The organism is Streptomyces sp. NPDC056144, from assembly GCF_042264145.1.
Lineage (GTDB): Bacteria > Actinomycetota > Actinomycetes > Streptomycetales > Streptomycetaceae > Streptomyces.
Genome location: NZ_JBHJVF010000005.1, coordinates 382,820 through 398,955 on the forward strand (window position 1 = coordinate 382,820; position 16,136 = coordinate 398,955).

Sequence of the window (16,136 nt, forward strand, 5' to 3'; positions counted from 1 at the left end):
GTGCGCGGGCCCTCGCCTTCGTGTCAGTACGTGAGGATCGCCGGGTCGCTGACGCCGGACGCGCCGGTCTCCACGTGGCCGGCGAGGCGGCGGACGAAGTCGGCGTTCGACGGGGTCGTGACCGTGACGTCGTACCAGCGGGAGGCGCCGGTCGGGGCCACGGCGTGGGTGACCGTCGCGCCCTTCGGGACGGAGACGTTGGCGGTGCCGCCGCCGTAGGCGTTGGTCACGGTGAGCTGGACGGCGGCGGCCGTCCCGTTGGTGAAGGTGAGGTCCAGGGCGCCCGTGGTGGCGTTGTGGCGGGCGGTGACCTCCGGGACCGCGGTCTTGCCGGGGGAGCGGAAGCGGCGCAGGAAGCCGTTGGGGCCGTGGACCGTGAGGTCGGTGACGCCCTTGGACCACTTGGTGTTCCAGACGTCGTCGATCGACTTTCCGGCCTCGGCCGTGTACGTCCAGGGAACGTCGGTGCGGTTGGCCGAGGTCACGTAGAACTGGGCGCCGGCGGCCGGGCCGCCGCTGAAGACGAGGCGGTAGGTGCCGGCCGTGACGTCGGCGCTCCCGTCCACGTACGGGGCGTACTTGAGCGGGCGGGTGGGCTTGGAGCCCGGCTCCTGGCGGGGCATGGTGCCGACGGCCGGTGCGGTGGCGAGGAAGTCGGGGTGGCGGTTCTTGTCCGGCGGGAAGTAGCCGGCGGTCGGCGGGAGCGGGGCGGGCTGGGTGTTGGTCCGGGTGAAGTCGAAGGCGGAGGTCAGGTCGCCGCAGACGGCGCGGCGCCAGGGGGAGATCTGGGGCTCCTGCACGCCGAACCGCTTCTCCATGAACCGGATGACCGAGGTGTGGTCGAAGGTCTCGGAGCAGGCGTAACCGCCGGTGGACCAGGGGGAGACGACGATCATCGGGACGCGCGGGCCGAGGCCGTAGGGCCCGGCGACGTAGCCGGTCTTGCCGCCGAACCAGTCCAGGGAGGTGGCGGTCGTCGACTTGCCCCAGGAGGAGTCGCCCGGGGCGAACGGCGGGACGACGTGGTCGAAGAAGCCGTCGTTCTCGTCGTACGTGATGAACAGGGCCGTACGGGCCCACACGTCCGGGTTCGAGGTGAGCGCGTCGAGGACCTGCGCGATGTACCAGGCGCCGTAGTTGGAGGGCCAGTTGGCGTGCTCGGAGAAGGCCTCGGGGGCGGCGATCCAGGAGACCTGCGGCAGCCGGCCGGCCTGGACGTCGGCGCGGAGGATGTCGAAGTAGTTCTGCCCGGACTTGGCGTCGGTGCCGGTGCGGGCCTTCTCGTACAGCGGGTTGCCGGGCTGGGCGTTGCGGTAACTGTTGAAGTACAGGAGCGAGTTGTCGCCGTAGTTGCCCCGGAAGGCGTCGTTGATCCAGCCCCAGGAACCGGCGGCGTTCAGGCCGTCGCCGATGTCCTGGTACACCTTCCAGGAGACCCCGGCCGCCTCCAGGCGCTCGGGGTACGTCTTCCAGCCGTAGCCCGCCTCGGCGTTGTTGAGGACGGGGCCGCCGCCGGTGCCGTCGTTGCCGGTGTGGCCGGACCAGAGGTAGTACCGGTTCGGGTCGGTCGCGCCGATGAACGAACAGTGGTACGCGTCGCAGACGGTGAACGCGTCGGCGAGGGCGTAGTGGAAGGGGATGTCCTCGCGGTTGAGGTACGCCATCGTGGCCTTGGTCTTGGCCGGGATCCAGTTGTCGTACTTGCCCTTGTTGAACGCGCTCTGGCCGCCCGCCCAGTCGTGGTTGAGGCCCTGGAGGTACTCCATGCCGAGCTTGTCGCTGGTGGGGCGGAAGGGGAGGGTGACCTGTCCGCCGGAGGACTGGTTCCAGACCGACTTGCCGCTGGGCAGGGTGACGGGGCGGGGGTCGCCGAAACCGCGGACGCCCTTCATCGCGCCGAAGTAGTGGTCGAAGGAGCGGTTCTCCTGCATGAGGACGACGATGTGCTCGACGTCCTGGATGGTGCCGGTCGAGCCCTGCGCGGGTATCGAGGCCGCGCGGGCGATGCTCTCCGAGAGCATGGTGAACGCGGCGGCACCACCGGTCAGTTGGAGGAACCGGCGGCGATTGAGGTCGGCCATGGGGGACCCTTCGAGGGTAAGGGGGTGCGGACCGTACGGGGGTGAATCTAGGGCCCAGGACAGCAAACGTGAACCACTGTTCAGCTTCTTTCTCGTGGCCGCCCGTTGTACGCCCGACGAACCCCACGTGCCACAGAAGGGGGTCGGTAGGGGATGACGGGCCCCGGCGCCGCCGCCTAGCGTCCTCGCGTGAAGACCGCACCGGAGGGCCCCCAGATCACCGGCACCACCCGGCTGTTCGCCGTCCTCGGCGACCCGGTGGCGCAGGTCCAGGCACCCGCCATGCTCAACCCGCTCTTCGCCCGGCTCGGCACCGACGCCGTCCTCGTCCCCGTCCACGCGACCCCCGAGCGGCTCGCCGACGTCGTCCGGGGCCTCCAGGCGATCGGGAACCTCGACGGGCTCCTCATCACGGTCCCGCACAAGACCGCCCTCCTCGGCTTCGCCGACGTCGTCAGCCCCGCCGCCCGGCTCGGCGGCTCCACCAACGCGCTCCGCCGCCTCGACGACGGCCGCTGGGAGGCCGCCAACTTCGACGGCGAGGGCTTCGTCCGCGGCCTGCGCGCCGCCGGACACGACCCGGCGGGACGCCGCGTCAGCCTCGCGGGCGCGGGCGGCGCGGGCTGCTCCATCGCCGTCGCCCTGCTCGACGCGGGCGCGGACCTCACCGTCTGGGACCGGGACGCCGACCGCGTCCGGGCCCTCGTCGACCGGCTCGCCGAGCGGTGGCCGGACCGGGTCGCCGGCGCCGGCGCACCCGTACCGGCCGACATCGCGGTCAACGCGACCCCCATGGGCCTGCGGCCCGAGGACCCGCTGCCCTTCGACCCGGCGGACCTCGACCCGGGCACCGTCGTCGCCGACATCGTCATGAAGCCGCGCCGCACCGCCCTGCTCGCGGCCGCCGAGGAACGGGGGCTTCCGGTGCAGTACGGAGCGCCGATGCTCGCCGAACAACTGGCCCTGTACAGGGACTTCTTCCGGCTCTGAGCGGCGGTAGGGGGGACAGTGGGGGGACGATTACCGGGGGATGGCCTCCCCTCGGTGATCTCTTCCTACTCTCCCTTCCATGCCCGCACTCATAGAGACCGCCGCCCGTCCCGGCGCTCCGGCCCGGCAGCTTCCGCCGGCGCTGGAGGAACGGGTCGCCGAAGCCCTCGACCGCCCGGCCGCCCAGCAGCCCACCTATCCGGACCCCGAAGCCGTCGCCGCCGCCCGCGCCGGCCTGGAGCGTCTGCCCTCCCTCGTCCTGCCCGGGGAGGTCGACCGCCTCCACAGCCGCCTCGCCGAGGTCGCCAACGGCCAGGCCTTCCTCCTGCACGGCGGAGACTGCGCCGAGACCTTCGACGGCAACACCGAGGCCCACGTCGGCTCCAACCTGCGCACCCTGCTCCAGATGGCCGTCGTCCTCACCTACGGCGCGAGCCTGCCCGTGGTGAAGGTCGGCCGGATCGCCGGACAGTACGCCAAGCCGCGCTCCAAGGACACCGACGAACTCGGCCTGCCCGTCTACCGCGGCGACATCATCAACGCCGTCACCCCGTCCCCGGGCGCCCGGGTCGCCGACCCGCAGCGCATGGTCCAGGCGTACGCGCACTCCAGCGCCGCCCTCAACCACGTCCGCGCGGTCGTCGACTCCGGCATGGCCGACCTCGGTCGCGTCCAGGGCTGGAACCTCGACTTCGTCCGCGACTCGCCCGCCGGGGAGCGCTACCGCGCCCTCGCCTCCGAGATCGACGCCGGACTCCGCTTCATGTCCGCGTGCAAGGCCGACCACAGCTCCCTGCACACCACCGAGATCTACGCCAGCCACGAGGCGCTGCTGCTCGACTACGAGCGCGGACTGCTCCGCACCGGCACCGGCGCGGACGGCGAGGAGAAGCTGTACGGGCTCTCCGGCCACTTCCTGTGGATCGGCGAGCGCACCCGGCAGCTCGACGGCGCCCACGTGGCCCTCGCCCAGCTGCTCGCCAACCCCATCGGGCTCAAGATCGGCCCGACGACCACGCCCGAGCAGGCCGCCGAGTACGTCGAGCGGCTGGACCCGGAGAACACGCCGGGCCGGCTCACGCTGATCAGCCGGATGGGCGCCGGGAAGGTCCGCGAGGTGCTCCCGGCGATCGTCGAGAAGGTCACCGCCACCGGTCACAAGGTGATCTGGCAGTGCGACCCGATGCACGGCAACACCCGTGAGACGCCGAGCGGTTACAAGTCCCGCCACTTCGACGACATCCTCGACGAGGTCAAGGGCTTCTTCCAGGTCCACCGCGACCTCGGCACCCACCCCGGCGGCCTGCACATCGAGCTCACCGGCGACGACGTGACCGAGTGCCTCGGCGGCGCCCGGCAGCTCGACGACGCCTCGCTCGTGGCCCGCTACGAGACCAACTGCGACCCCCGGCTCAACCCGGAGCAGTCGGTCGAGCTCGCCTTCCTCGTCGCCGAACTGATGCGCGGCTGACGTGTCCCGTACTCCGGGGGTCCCCCCGTCGCACACGCGAAAAGGCCGGTGGGCACGGCTGCTGCCGTGCCCACCGGACGGGGGGTCTCCCGGAGCCGGACGGGGGAGGACCTGTCCGGGAGACGTGCGGGGTGTGTCAGGAGCGGGCGACCCGCTCCGACTCGGCGCGGTCGGCCGGGCGCTGGCCCGGGACGGTGCCGAGGTCGCCGGCCGGCTCGTCGACGCGCTGCGCCGCCGCGTAGGCCTCACGGTCCTTCTTGGAGCGGGCCCACAGGCGCATCGCCGGCATCTCGACGAAGTAGTAGAGCAGCCAGCCCGCGAGCAGCGTCGCCGCGAACATGCCGATCATGACCAGGACGGCGACCGGGGTGCTGAACTGGCCGTTGCCGAGCAGCGCCTGACGGCCCCAGAAGATCACGATGCCCTGGGCCAGGTAGAAGCCGAAGGAGACGTTGCCCAGCCACACCATGACCTTGCCGTTGAGGCGGGTCTTGGCGCCGCGGACGTCGGCGGCCGCGAGGGAGGCGATGACCACGCTGAACGGGATCGCGGTCGTGGCGACGAAGTTGTACGGGGCCGGCACGTAGATGGAGGCCGCGTAGCCGATCGCGGTGAGCGCGATGACCGGGACGGGGCCGATCTTCGGCCACTTGCCGGCGAGCACGATCCGGGCGAGCAGCATGCCGAGGACGAACTCGAACATGCGGTTCGGCGGGAAGGTGTAGTTGAACCACATCTGCGAGGGCGACAGCGGGATCATCGGGTTGCTGGGCAGCGGGGTGATGAAGTACGTCGTCACCAGGCCCACGCCGATGGTGCCGGCGACCATCGCGGCGGCCCAGTGGTAGAGCCGGTTCACCGGGATCTTCCGGACCAGCAGGAGCAGGGCCGGGAAGGTCAGGTAGAAGAGCATCTCGGCGCAGAGCGACCAGGACGGCGCGTTCACGCTCATCTGCACTTCGAGCTTGTTCACCCAGGAATTCGCCAGGAAGAAGCTGAGGAATCCGGTGGTCACCGAGGTGTAGGCGTAGGCGAAGAGGCCGAGCGCCAGACCCCAGGTCACGAGGTGGTTCGGGAAGACCTTGACGAACCGGCGCCGCCAGTACGCGGTGAGCTTCTCGCCGGGCTTCACCGACCAGGTGATGACGAAGCCGCTGAGCAGGAAGAAGAAGGAGACGCCGAGGAATCCGGCGGGGCCGAAGAACTTCAGCAGGCCGTTCGCGATGTCCTGGTCCGCGAAGGGGTTGACCGGTCCCGTGTGGTCCACCGGGCCGATCGGCTGGAGCGCGTGGATGAAGAACACCAGCAGTGCGGCGAAGAACCGGACGCCGGTCAGCGAGGGCAGCGCGGCACGCTTTCTTCGTATCGCCGGATCGGTATCCACCGTGGGCATGGTTGCGGACACGTCGTGTCTCCTCGTTCGGGACGGTGTGGCTTGTTTATGGCGGCACGACGAGATTAGGAAAGGCGCGCCGGGGCGCAAACCCTTAGCGCCCCCCTGCCCCGCGCCTCCCGGCGAATAAGGGGGTCGCTAGGGGAATACGCGTCACGCGGTGGCTGAATACGGTTTACCTGCATTACTGCCTTGCTTCGGCATTGCTGATCAGGCATTACCGCTCACTTCGCTTTTTGACAGTACGTACTTTCTACGGAGGACTCATGCTCGACCGCAGGAACCTGCTCCGTGCCGGTGGCGCCCTCGCCGCGACGGCCGCGGCCGTCGGTACCGGGACCGCCGCCTACGCCGACGGCGGCGGCAGCGCCGGCGCCACCGCCTCGGCGGACTGGGCCGGGCTCAGCACCCGTATCCAGGGCGACATCGTGCTCCCCGGCGACACCGCGTACGAGGCCGCCAAGCAGCTCACCATCGGCGAGTTCGACGCCATCACCCCGGCCGGCGTCGTCTACGCCGAGACCGCGGCCGACGTCAGCAACGTCATCCGCTTCGCCCAGGACAGCGGCCTCACCCTGCGCACCCGCAGCGGCGGCCACAACTTCGCGGGCTGGTCCACCGGCAGCGGCGTCCTCCTCGACGTCAGCCGCATCAAGCACATCACCGGCGGCGGCCAGCCCACCGTCCACCTGGGCCCCGGCGTCCAGTCCATCGAGGCCGTCACCGCCCTCAAGCCGTTCAACCAGCAGTTCGTCACCGGCACCTGCCCCGACGTCTGCGTCGGCGGCTTCCTCTCCGGCGGCGGCATCGGCTACCAGAGCCGCGCCTTCGGCATCGGCTCCGACAACGTCGTCTCCGCGAAGATCGTCCTCGCCGACGGCCGCGTCGTCCGCGCCTCCAAGGACTGCAACTCCGACCTGTTCTGGGCGATCCGCGGCTCCGGCGGCGGCAACTTCGGCGTCGTCGTCGACTTCGAGGTCAAGCCGGTCTCCGCGCCCCGCATGGTCTTCTACGAGCAGATCTGGAGCTGGGACAACGCCGACGCGTTCCTCGACGCCTGGCAGAAGTGGTACGTCACGACCCCGCGCAACAGCAGCGCCCAGGTCATCGTGATCCAGCCGGACGCCGGCTCCGGCAACCCGCCGATCATCCTCCAGCAGGGCGCGTACTACGGCACCAAGGCCCAGGCCGACGCCGGTCTCGCGGACCTCCAGAGCCGTGTCGGCGCCACCCCGGTCGCCAGCAAGGTCCTCGACCTGCCCTTCTCCGACGGCATGCAGTACGTGTACGGCCTCGGCGACGGCGCCCAGCACCCGCCGCGCACCCAGTGGCAGCGGATGCGCGCCCGCATGGTCTCCAAGCCGCTCGGCACCACCGGCACCGCCGCCGCGCTCGCCGCCTTCGAGGGCACCCCGGTCGCCGGCCAGACCCGCTACCTCAGCTTCATGGGCCTCGGCGGCGCCGTCGCCGACAAGGCCGTCGCCGACACCCCCTTCATCCACCGCAACGCGCTCTTCCACGTCGGCTTCGGCGTCGCGCTGCACACCCCGACGCCGACCACGGAGGAGTCCTCCGCCGCCGTCGCCTGGGCCACCAACGGCTTCAACACGATCGACCCGCTGTCCACGGGCCACTCGTACATCAACTTCCCGGACACCTACCTGCCGAACTGGCAGAACGCCTACTACGGCTCGAACTACAGCCGCCTGGTCCAGGTCAAGAAGACCTACGACCCGAACAAGTTCTTCAACCACCCCCGCGCCATCGGCAACTGACAACGCGTCACCCCACCACTGAGAGAGGCTTTTGCGATGACGGTCACCGAGAACGAGACCGGCGAGCTCCAGGCGGCCGCCACGCCCCCTCCGGGCTGCCCCATGCACGGCAAGATCCCGGCCTACCCCTTCGGTGAGCCCGTCGCCACCGACCTGCACCCGGCCTACGCCCAGGTGCGCGAGGAGGCGGCGCTCACCCGCGTCGACATGATCTACGGCGGCGAGGCGTGGCTCGCCACCCGCCACGCCGACGTCAAGACGGTCCTCGCCGACCCCCGGTTCAGCCGCGAGGCGACCGTCGGCAAGGACGTGCCCCGGGTCCGCAAGACCTTCGAAGAGCTGAACATCATCAGCATGGACGACCCGGAGCACGGCCGTCTGCGCAAGCTCGTCGCCAAGGCGTTCACCGTCCGCCGGGTGGAGCAGATCCGCCCGCGCGCCCAGGAGATCGCCGACGAGCTGCTCGACAAGATGCTGGCCGGCGGCAACACCGGCGACCTGGCCTCCCAGTACGCCTGGATGCTGCCGATCACCGTCATCTGCGAGATGCTCGACGTCCCGCTGGAGGACCACTACAAGTTCCGCGCCTGGATCGACACCTGGCTGACCCTCGGCGACGAGTACACGGTCGAGGAGATGAACGAAGCCCGCTTCGAGAAGCTCCCGGACTACATGGCCGACCTCATCGCCAAGCGGCGCGCCGAGCCCGGCGACGACCTGCTGTCCGCCCTCGTCGCCGCCCGCGACGAGGAGGACAAGCTGAGTGAGGAGGAGCTGATCACCATGTCGATCGCGCTCCTCGCGACCGGCCACCACACCACGGCGAACCAGCTCGCCAACCACCTGTACATCCTGCTCGACCGCCGCGAGGAGTGGCAGCGCCTGGTCGACAGCCCCGAGCTGCTCAACAAGGCCATCGAGGAGCTGCTGCGCGTCACCCCGCTCAGCCCCTACTCGGAGAACACCCGCATCGCCACCGAGGACCTCGAACTCGGCGGCCAGCTCGTGAAGGCCGGCGAGGCCGTCATGATCTTCCCGGCGGTCGGCAACCGCGACCCGCGGGTCTTCGAGAACCCCGAGGAGCTCGACCTCACCCGCGAGCACAACCCGCACATCGCGTTCGGCCACGGCATCCACCACTGCCTGGGCGCCCCGCTGGCCCGCCTGGAGCTCCAGGTCGCCATCGGCACCCTGCTCCGCCGGCTGCCCGAGCTCGAACTCGCCGTTCCCGCCGCGGAGGTCCCCTGGAAGACCGACAACGTGGTGCGCGGCGTCGCCGCCCTGCCCGTCCGGTGGTGACCCGATGACCTGGCGCATCGAGGTCGACCAGCACGCCTGCATGGGTGCCGGTCTCTGCAACGGCAACCTGCCCGACCGCTTCCGGCTGGAGAACGGCAAGGCCGTCCCCGTCGAGGCCCTCGTCGAACCGGACGAGGACGTGCTGGACGCGGCCGACTACTGCCCCTACCGGGCGATCAACATCACCGTCGAGGCCACCGGCGAATCCCTCGTCGCGCTCGACTGAGCCGTACGTCCCCACCGTACGGCCGGACGTCTCCCGGGCCGCCGCCGCACCGCCGCGCGCGGCGGCCCGGAAGTCTCCCCCCTCCCCTCCCCACACTCCCTGACCATCAAGACAGGAGAACGGTCGTGACGATCACGACGACCGAGCCGGAGAGAAAGTCCGCCACCGGGCGGCCCTCCGGTTCCGGCTCTGGCACCGGTCCCGGCACCCCGTCCGTCAGCTGGTGGCGTCGCCCCTGGGTCGGCCCGCTCGCGACCGTGGCCGCGATATTCATCGTCTACGCGGTGCCGCCCTACCTCACCTTCGACCCGGCGACCTCCAAGATCCCGGCGAACCCGAACTACGCCTGGCACTACCCGGTCCTCGTGACCCACATCCTGTGCGGCACCATCGCCCTGGTGACCTGCTGCCTCCAGGTGTGGCCGGTGCTGCGCGACCGTTACCCGCAGGTCCACCGGACCAGCGGCCGTCTCTACGTCTTCGCCGGTGTGGTGCCGTCCTCGATCGCCGGCGTCGCCTCCGCGATCGCCAGCCCGTCCGGCCTCATCATGCAGCTGGCCACCGTCACCTCGTCCACGCTGTGGGTCTTCACCGCCCTCATGGGCTTCCGGATGGCGCTCCAGGGCCGGATGGACGAGCACAAGCGCTGGATGGTGCGCAGCTTCGCCCTGACGATGTCGATCATCGTCAGCCGCGTCCTCGGCGTGATCTACGACTACACGCTGCTGCCGCCGCCGGTCACCACCGACATCCCGACCCTGATCGCCTGGGGTCAGGCCCGTGCCGGACTCGCGTCCTGGCCGGGCTGGATCATCCCGCTGCTCATCGCCGAGTGGTGGCTGATCGAGCGGGGCGCCACGGCCCGCTACAAGGCCCGCGAGGCCCGGCGCAAGGCCGCGCTCGCGAAGTCGTCCACGACGTCCTGACTCCCCCGGGGGGAGTACACGACGGAGGCCGCCTCCAGAGCCTGGAGGCGGCCTCCGTCGTACGCGGAACCGTTCGGTCCGTCAGACGAGCCGCTGCCGCTCGCCGGTCGCCGCGGACCGCTTGATCGCGTCGAGCGTGCGGTGGGTGCGGACGGCGGTGGCGAAGTCCGGGTCGAAGGACTCGCCGGTACGGATGGCCCGCGCGAGGTCCCCGTACACCTGGTGCACGTTGCTCACGGCCGACATCACGCCGCCGAGCGCGGGGGCGTAGCGGTGGGGGAGTTCGAGCGTCTCGACCGGTCCGCCGTTCGCCTCGGCGAGCGTGAGGACCCAGGTGGGCGCCACGAGCGAGTCGTCGGTGGAGCGGAGCACGAACCGGCCGGCCCGCCCGTGCACCTCGATGCGGAAGCCGTCGCCGCGCGGTCCGCCCGTCATGAAGTGGGCGGAGGCCGCGGCGCCCGACTCCAGGAGGCCCGCCACCACGATCTGGTCCGGCGAGGTCACCGCGAGGGGCGCGCCGGTCTCCTGGATGGTGATGGTGGGGATCCGGGTCGTCAGGGTCGCGGACAGCTCGGTGAAGCCGCCGACGGCGGAGCCGAACATGTCGAGCGAGTGGCCGCCGATGACGGCCACGTGGTTGACGCCCTTGGTGTGGTCGAAGAGGTTGGCGTACCGCTGCGACCAGACCTCGGGGGAGGAGATCGAGTACGTCAGCGAGGCCGACAGCACGTCCCCGATCACGCCCTCCGCGATGAGGTCGCGCAGGTACCGGACCATCGGGTGGTGCCGGGACTGGAGCCCGACCGCCGCCTGGACGCCGGCCGCCGCCGCGCCCGCGCGGAACCGCTCGGCGGTCTCCGCGTCGAGGGCGAGGGGCCACTCGCTGTACACGTGCTTGCCGGCCGCGAGGGCCGCGTCCACCAGGCCGTCCCGCTGCGGGAGTTGTACGGCGATGGTGACGAGGTCCACCTCCGGGTGCTCCATCAGGGCGCGGGCGTCGTCGAAGGCGTGCCGGGCGCCCCACACCCCGGCGGCGGCACGGGCCGACTCCTGGCTGGTCCCGGCGACCGCGGTGATCTCGTAGTCGTCCGGCGAGGCCGCGAGGGCGGGGAGGTGGATGGCCCGTCCCCAGCCGCGTTCGGCGTGCGCCCCGACCACTCCCACTCGGATCCTGTCCGCCACGGTGAAACCCCTTGATCTTTCGTTGTTCTGGTCGAGTCTGCTGGTGAACGGAGCGGGGCGCGACCGGTGTTCCTCACCGGTCGCGCCCCGCTCCGAGAGTGTCCGGTCCGTCGGTGTCAGTGGACCACGACGGGCTCGGCGGGAACGGCGGCCTGCTCGGCGGGCTTGTCGGCGGCCTGGGCGGCGGCCGGCTTGTCCCGCAGGACGAAGAAGGTCACGAGCCAGGCGGCGAGGACGAAGCCGGCGGAGAGCATGAAGCCGAGGCTGTAGCCGTCCCGGAGGGCCTGGACCTGCGCGGTGCCCTCGGCGATCAGGTTGTTGCTGTAGGTGGTGGCGACCGTGGCGAGGACCGCGAGGCCGACGGCGGCACCGGCCTGCTGGGCGGTGGTGTTGAGGCCGGAGGCGAGACCGGCGTCCTCCGGGGCGGCGGCGGACATGGCCCGCATGATGACGGCCGGGACGGTGAGGCCCATGCCGAAGCCCTGGATGATCAGCGTCGGCAGGACGTCGGCGGCGTAGCTGCCGTCGACGGGCGCCCGGCTGAGCAGGAGCAGACCGATGGAGAGGAAGAAGAGACCGGAGAGGAGGACCTTGCGGGTGCCGAACTTGGCGGTCAGCTTCGAGGTGAAGAAGAGCGACATGGTGCCGATGACGATCGGCGCCGGGAGGAAGCCGAGGCCGGTCTCCATCGAGTCGAAGCCGAGGATGCGCTGGAGGTACAGGGCGTTGAGGAACTGGAAGCCGAAACCGGCCGCGAAGAGCAGGACGACCGTCAGGTTGGCGCCGGAGATCTCGCGGTTGCGGAAGATGCGCAGGGCGAGCAGCGGACGCGCCGCCTTGGCCTGGCGGACGAGGAAGGCGACGAGGAGGACGACCGCGAGCGCGCCGTAGACCGAGAGCTCACCGGCGGTGAAGTTCTCGTCGGAGATCTGCGAGATGGTGAAGACGCCCAGCGAGAGGCCGGCGGTGACCAGGACCGCGCCGATCGCGTCGGCACCGGCCTTGAGGCCGAGGCCCGGACGGCCCTGGAGCAGCTTCAGACCGGAGACCAGGGCGACCGCGCCGATCGGCAGGTTGATGAGGAACACCCAGTGCCAGCCCAGCGTCTCGGTGATGACGCCACCGGCGATCAGACCGAGCGAGGCGCCGCCCGCGGAGACGAAGCCGTAGATGCCCATGGCCTTGACCTGCTCGGCGGGCTCCGAGTAGAGCCCGATGATCATGCCGAGGACCACGGCGGAAGCCAGTGCCGCGCCCACGCCCTGGAGGAAGCGGCCGGCGATCAGCATCTCCGAGTTGGTGGCGATGCCGCACAGCAGCGAGGCGAGGGTGAAGGTCACCAGGCCGGAGAGGAAGACCTTCTTGGTGCCGATGAGGTCGCCCAGGCGGCCGGAGAGGAGCAGCAGGCCGGCGAAGGCGATGAGGTACGAGTTCACGACCCAGGACAGACCGCCCTGGGTGAAGCCCAGTTCGCTCTGGATGGTGGGCAGGGCGACCGTCACGATCGTCCCGTCCAGGACGATCATCAACTGCATGGCGCAGAGAATGGCGAGCGCCAGCCCGCGCGAGCTGGATTTCGTCTCTGAAGTCACAGGTCTCTTCTTTCGGGGGATTCGGGGGTTCAGGGGATGTGCTGCACGTGGGCTGACAAGTGCGGCTGCACTCAGGGCGGCTGCCTAAGTGCACGTCTTGTTACAGAGAACATGGTCTGGGACCATGAACCGGAGTGGAAGGAGGCACTTTTATGTCTCAGGGGAACACCGATGTGACCGCCGAGGTCAGCGCGTTGAAGGAGTGCGAAACTCCTGCCGCGCAGGCCGCCTGTTCGGTGCTGGAAGTGCTCGGCAGGGTCAGCGGGAAGTGGAGCATCGGCATCCTGCTCGTCACCACGCAGGGCCCGGCCCGTTTCACCGAGCTGGAGCGTCAGGTCAAGGGCATCAGCCGCCGCATGCTGACGCTGACCCTGCGCAATCTGGAGCGGGACGGCCTGCTGACCCGCACCGTCTACCCGACGGTGCCGCCGAAGGTCGAGTACACGGCGACGCCGATGGCGCGCGAGCTGTACGACTCGCTCGTCGGCCTCAGCGGCTGGGCCGAACGGCACGTCGAGGAGATCGACCGGGCCCGCCAGGACTACGACCTGATGGCCGCCGCGGCGAGCTGAGCCGGTTGCCGGCGACGGGGCCGGCGAGGAGGCCGGCGAGGAGGCCGGCGACGGGGCGCCCCGCACAGGGGTGAGGGGCGCCCGCGTCACCGGACTCACGCCACCGGCGCGGGAGCCGTCAGCCGCTCGCGCAGCCCGTCGACGAGCTGCTCGGCGGAGGCCGTGTCGAAGGCCGCGCCGTACACGTAGGTGTCGGGCCGGACCAGGACCGTCCGGGCCCTTTCGCCGCCCAGACCCGCCGCGCCGCCGATCCCGTCCACGTACGCCGTGAAGGCGCCCTCGACGTCACGGACCTGCACGACGCCCTCGACGGGGGCATCGAGGACGGCGTCCGCGTCGCGGAGCCACACCAGGCGGGCACCGAGACGGTCGAGGAACTCCCGTCGTCCGGCATCCAGTTGATCCGCCGGGTTGTCGCGGGAGACGAACACGAACCCGCGGCCCACGACCTCGTCGAAGAGGCCCGTCGTCCCGTCCGCCGCCGCCACCCGCGGCTGCGGCACCTGGTCGCCCGAGCCCGGCCGCCGCCGGCCCTTCGCGTCCCGGGCCAGCAGACCCTTCGTCAGCGGCTGGAACGGCGACTGCTGCGGCCGCGCCAGGTTCCGCTCACGGGCCGCGATCATCACCTCGTCCCGGTCCGCCGCCGCCTTCGCGTCCGTCTGGCAGATGACCTTGCCGAGGTTCATCGACATCGTGATCGCGTGCTGGACGTGCGCCCGCCGCTCCTCCGGATACGAGTCGAGCAGCGACTCGTCCGCGAGCCCGGACAGCACCAGGTCCAGCTTCCACACCAGGTTCGCCACGTCCCGGAAGCCCGAGCTCATGCCCTGCCCCGCGAACGGCGGCATCAGGTGCGCCGCGTCGCCGGCGATCAGCAGCCGTCCCGAGCGCCACTCCTTCACCGTGGACGCCTGGAACGTGTACACCGCGTGCCGCTCCATGATCCCGTCCTCGCGCGAGATCCCGCAGAGCTCCAGGAGGCGCCACGCCGTGTCCGCCGTGTCCATCTCCTCCTTGGTCTCGCCCGGCAGGAGCATGAACTCCCACCGCCGGTGCCCGGGGCCCGCCGACACCTGGGTGCGCGGCCGGGCCGGGTCGCAGATCTGGAGGTTGTTCGGGGTGAACTCCCGCCGGTCGTGCAGGATCAGGTCGCAGATCAGCCACTCGTGGTGGAAGTCCAGGTCGACCGCCGGCGAACCGATCCTGCGCCGGACGAAGCTGTTGGCGCCGTCGCAGCCCACGATCCACTTGCCGCGCAGCGTCCGCCGGACGCCCTCCCGGTCCTGGACCGCCAGCTCGACGCCGTCGCCCGTCTCCACCAGGTCCACGGCCTCGTACCCGCGCACCACCGTCAGCTGCGGCAGCTCCGCCCCGCGCTCGATCAGCGCCGTCTCCAGGCCCGGCTGGTACATCGACGTCGACTCGGGCCAGCCGTTGCGGCCGTGCACCTCCGCCGCCCCGATGTACAGCAGGTCCTGGCCGGCGCCGTTGCGCCACATGTAGTCGCCGGACGGCTCGCCGACCGACGTCAGGTGGTCGGCGACCCCCGCCGTCGCGAGGACGCGGGCCGCCTCCCCGTCGAACGCCACCGCGCGCGGCATCGTGTACGGCTTGGCGTGCCGCTCCACCACGATCACCCGGCGGCCCCGCTGGGCCATCAGGTTCGCGAGCACCTGCCCCACCGGCCCGTAGCCGACCACCAGCAGATCGGCCTCGTCCTCGGGCCACCACGCGTCGCTCACAGCCGACGCAGCCATCGTTCTCTCCTCTCGCCCGGACAGGGCAGGTCGGTCGGGATCAGTCCTGCAGCAGGATGGTGTTGATGACGGCGTCGAGGTCGGGCTGCTTCACCAGCACCCGGACCGTCTCCCGCCCGTCCTCCACCGTCAGCAGCCGCCGGCCGGTCAGCGTGAGCTGACCGTTCTCCAGGGCCCGCCCGCGGATGTACGTGACGTTCGCCGCCAGCATCTGGGCGTACGCGTCGAGCACCGGGTTGTCGGCCTCCAGCCACTCCGAGAAGTGGCGCGGCTGGAGCCGGAAGCGGTGGATCGTGCCCCACTCGCCGTCCCGCGCCCGGCGCTCCAGGTAGTGGAAGCCCTCCCCGTCCGGGTCGGCCGCCGAGGTCTCCGTGATCCGGAACTCGCTGCCGTACTGCTCCTGCGGCTCCGGCGAGACCCGCACCGGCTCGATCAGCGACGGGCCGGAGAAGCCGACGTCCGCGACGTACCACTCGCCGTCGATCCGGACCCCGTTGAAGAGGTGCTCCAGCTCGGGGCCGAAGCTGCCGTCCGCGCCGCGCACGCCGGCCGAGAGGACGACCACCTCGAAGCCGAGACGGCCGAGCAACGCCCGGAACAGGCCGTTGAGTTCGTAGCAGACGCCGCCGCGCCCGCCGGTGACGACCTCCTTGTAGACCAGGTCGACGTCGATGTCGACGCCCTCCCAGATCCGGGTGCCGCGCTCGGCGTTGAGGAAGTTGTCGAAGGGGACCACCCGCATGTGGGCGTGGTGCAGGACCCGCAGGGTCTCCAGGGTCGGCTCCGGGAGCGGACCGGTGTGGCCGAGTTTCCCGAGGTAGTCGTCGATGTCGAACATGAGGGTCTCCGTGTCTGGTGGAAGAAGAAGGGGG

Annotated in this window: 13 protein-coding genes; 7 read left to right on the forward strand and 6 right to left on the reverse strand. The window is 70.8% G+C overall.

The features are described 5' to 3' along the window. Positions 1-23: 23 nt before the first annotated feature. Positions 24-2,081 carry a phosphocholine-specific phospholipase C gene (locus ACFC0Z_RS18405; RefSeq protein WP_376438695.1) on the reverse strand — a complete coding sequence of 686 codons (2,058 nt, stop codon included), beginning with the start codon at positions 2,079-2,081 and terminating at the stop codon, positions 24-26. Between the two features lie 189 nt (positions 2,082-2,270). On the opposite strand from ACFC0Z_RS18405, the gene ACFC0Z_RS18410 reads away from it, so the two are divergent. Together ACFC0Z_RS18410 and ACFC0Z_RS18415 are read left to right on the forward strand one after the other, a co-directional pair. Then, positions 2,271-3,071: a shikimate dehydrogenase family protein gene (locus ACFC0Z_RS18410; protein ID WP_376438698.1), complete on the forward strand. Its 801-nt coding sequence runs from the start codon at positions 2,271-2,273 to the stop codon at positions 3,069-3,071. Between the two features lie 79 nt (positions 3,072-3,150). Further along, on the forward strand, positions 3,151-4,542 hold the full coding sequence (locus ACFC0Z_RS18415) for a class II 3-deoxy-7-phosphoheptulonate synthase (protein WP_376438701.1): 1,392 nt from the start codon (positions 3,151-3,153) through the stop codon (positions 4,540-4,542). Positions 4,543-4,678: 136 nt separating this feature from the next. Here the strand turns inward: ACFC0Z_RS18415 and ACFC0Z_RS18420 are convergent, their stop codons facing one another. Beyond that, entirely contained in the window at positions 4,679-5,947 is a 1,269-nt protein-coding gene (locus tag ACFC0Z_RS18420; protein ID WP_376438704.1) for an acyltransferase family protein, read from the reverse strand. Positions 5,948-6,201: 254 nt separating this feature from the next. Here ACFC0Z_RS18420 and ACFC0Z_RS18425 point away from each other — a divergent pair, with 254 nt between their 5' ends. The 4 genes from ACFC0Z_RS18425 (at position 6,202) to ACFC0Z_RS18440 (ending at position 10,161) form a co-directional block, all read left to right on the forward strand. Continuing rightward, positions 6,202-7,710 carry an FAD-binding oxidoreductase gene (locus tag ACFC0Z_RS18425; protein WP_376438707.1) on the forward strand — a complete coding sequence of 503 codons (1,509 nt, stop codon included), beginning with the start codon at positions 6,202-6,204 and terminating at the stop codon, positions 7,708-7,710. Between the two features lie 36 nt (positions 7,711-7,746). After that, entirely contained in the window at positions 7,747-9,009 is a 1,263-nt protein-coding gene (locus ACFC0Z_RS18430) for a cytochrome P450 (protein ID WP_376438710.1), read from the forward strand. A 4-nt stretch (positions 9,010-9,013) separates the two neighbouring features. Then, positions 9,014-9,235 (forward strand): ferredoxin, encoded by a 222-nt coding sequence (locus ACFC0Z_RS18435; RefSeq protein WP_360802920.1) that lies wholly within the window; start codon positions 9,014-9,016, stop codon positions 9,233-9,235. Positions 9,236-9,360: 125 nt separating this feature from the next. Beyond that, a complete protein-coding gene (locus tag ACFC0Z_RS18440) occupies positions 9,361-10,161 on the forward strand; it encodes a DUF2306 domain-containing protein (RefSeq protein ID WP_376438714.1) in 801 nt (266 codons plus the stop codon). Between the two features lie 81 nt (positions 10,162-10,242). On the opposite strand, the gene ACFC0Z_RS18445 is transcribed toward ACFC0Z_RS18440, so the two are convergent. Together ACFC0Z_RS18445 and ACFC0Z_RS18450 are read right to left on the reverse strand one after the other, a co-directional pair. Further along, on the reverse strand, positions 10,243-11,343 hold the full coding sequence (locus ACFC0Z_RS18445) for a Gfo/Idh/MocA family protein (RefSeq protein WP_376438717.1): 1,101 nt from the start codon (positions 11,341-11,343) through the stop codon (positions 10,243-10,245). A 116-nt stretch (positions 11,344-11,459) separates the two neighbouring features. Continuing rightward, positions 11,460-12,878 (reverse strand): MFS transporter, encoded by a 1,419-nt coding sequence (locus ACFC0Z_RS18450; RefSeq protein WP_376438719.1) that lies wholly within the window; start codon positions 12,876-12,878, stop codon positions 11,460-11,462. Between the two features lie 209 nt (positions 12,879-13,087). Between ACFC0Z_RS18450 and ACFC0Z_RS18455 the strand changes: the two genes are divergently transcribed. Next, on the forward strand, positions 13,088-13,507 hold the full coding sequence (locus tag ACFC0Z_RS18455) for a winged helix-turn-helix transcriptional regulator (protein WP_376438722.1): 420 nt from the start codon (positions 13,088-13,090) through the stop codon (positions 13,505-13,507). A 95-nt stretch (positions 13,508-13,602) separates the two neighbouring features. On the opposite strand, the gene ACFC0Z_RS18460 is transcribed toward ACFC0Z_RS18455, so the two are convergent. Then, positions 13,603-15,264 (reverse strand): bifunctional 3-(3-hydroxy-phenyl)propionate/3-hydroxycinnamic acid hydroxylase, encoded by a 1,662-nt coding sequence (locus ACFC0Z_RS18460; RefSeq protein WP_376438725.1) that lies wholly within the window; start codon positions 15,262-15,264, stop codon positions 13,603-13,605. Between the two features lie 40 nt (positions 15,265-15,304). Continuing rightward, entirely contained in the window at positions 15,305-16,102 is a 798-nt protein-coding gene (locus tag ACFC0Z_RS18465; RefSeq protein ID WP_376438728.1) for an arylamine N-acetyltransferase, read from the reverse strand. Between the last annotated feature and the right edge of the window lie 34 nt (positions 16,103-16,136).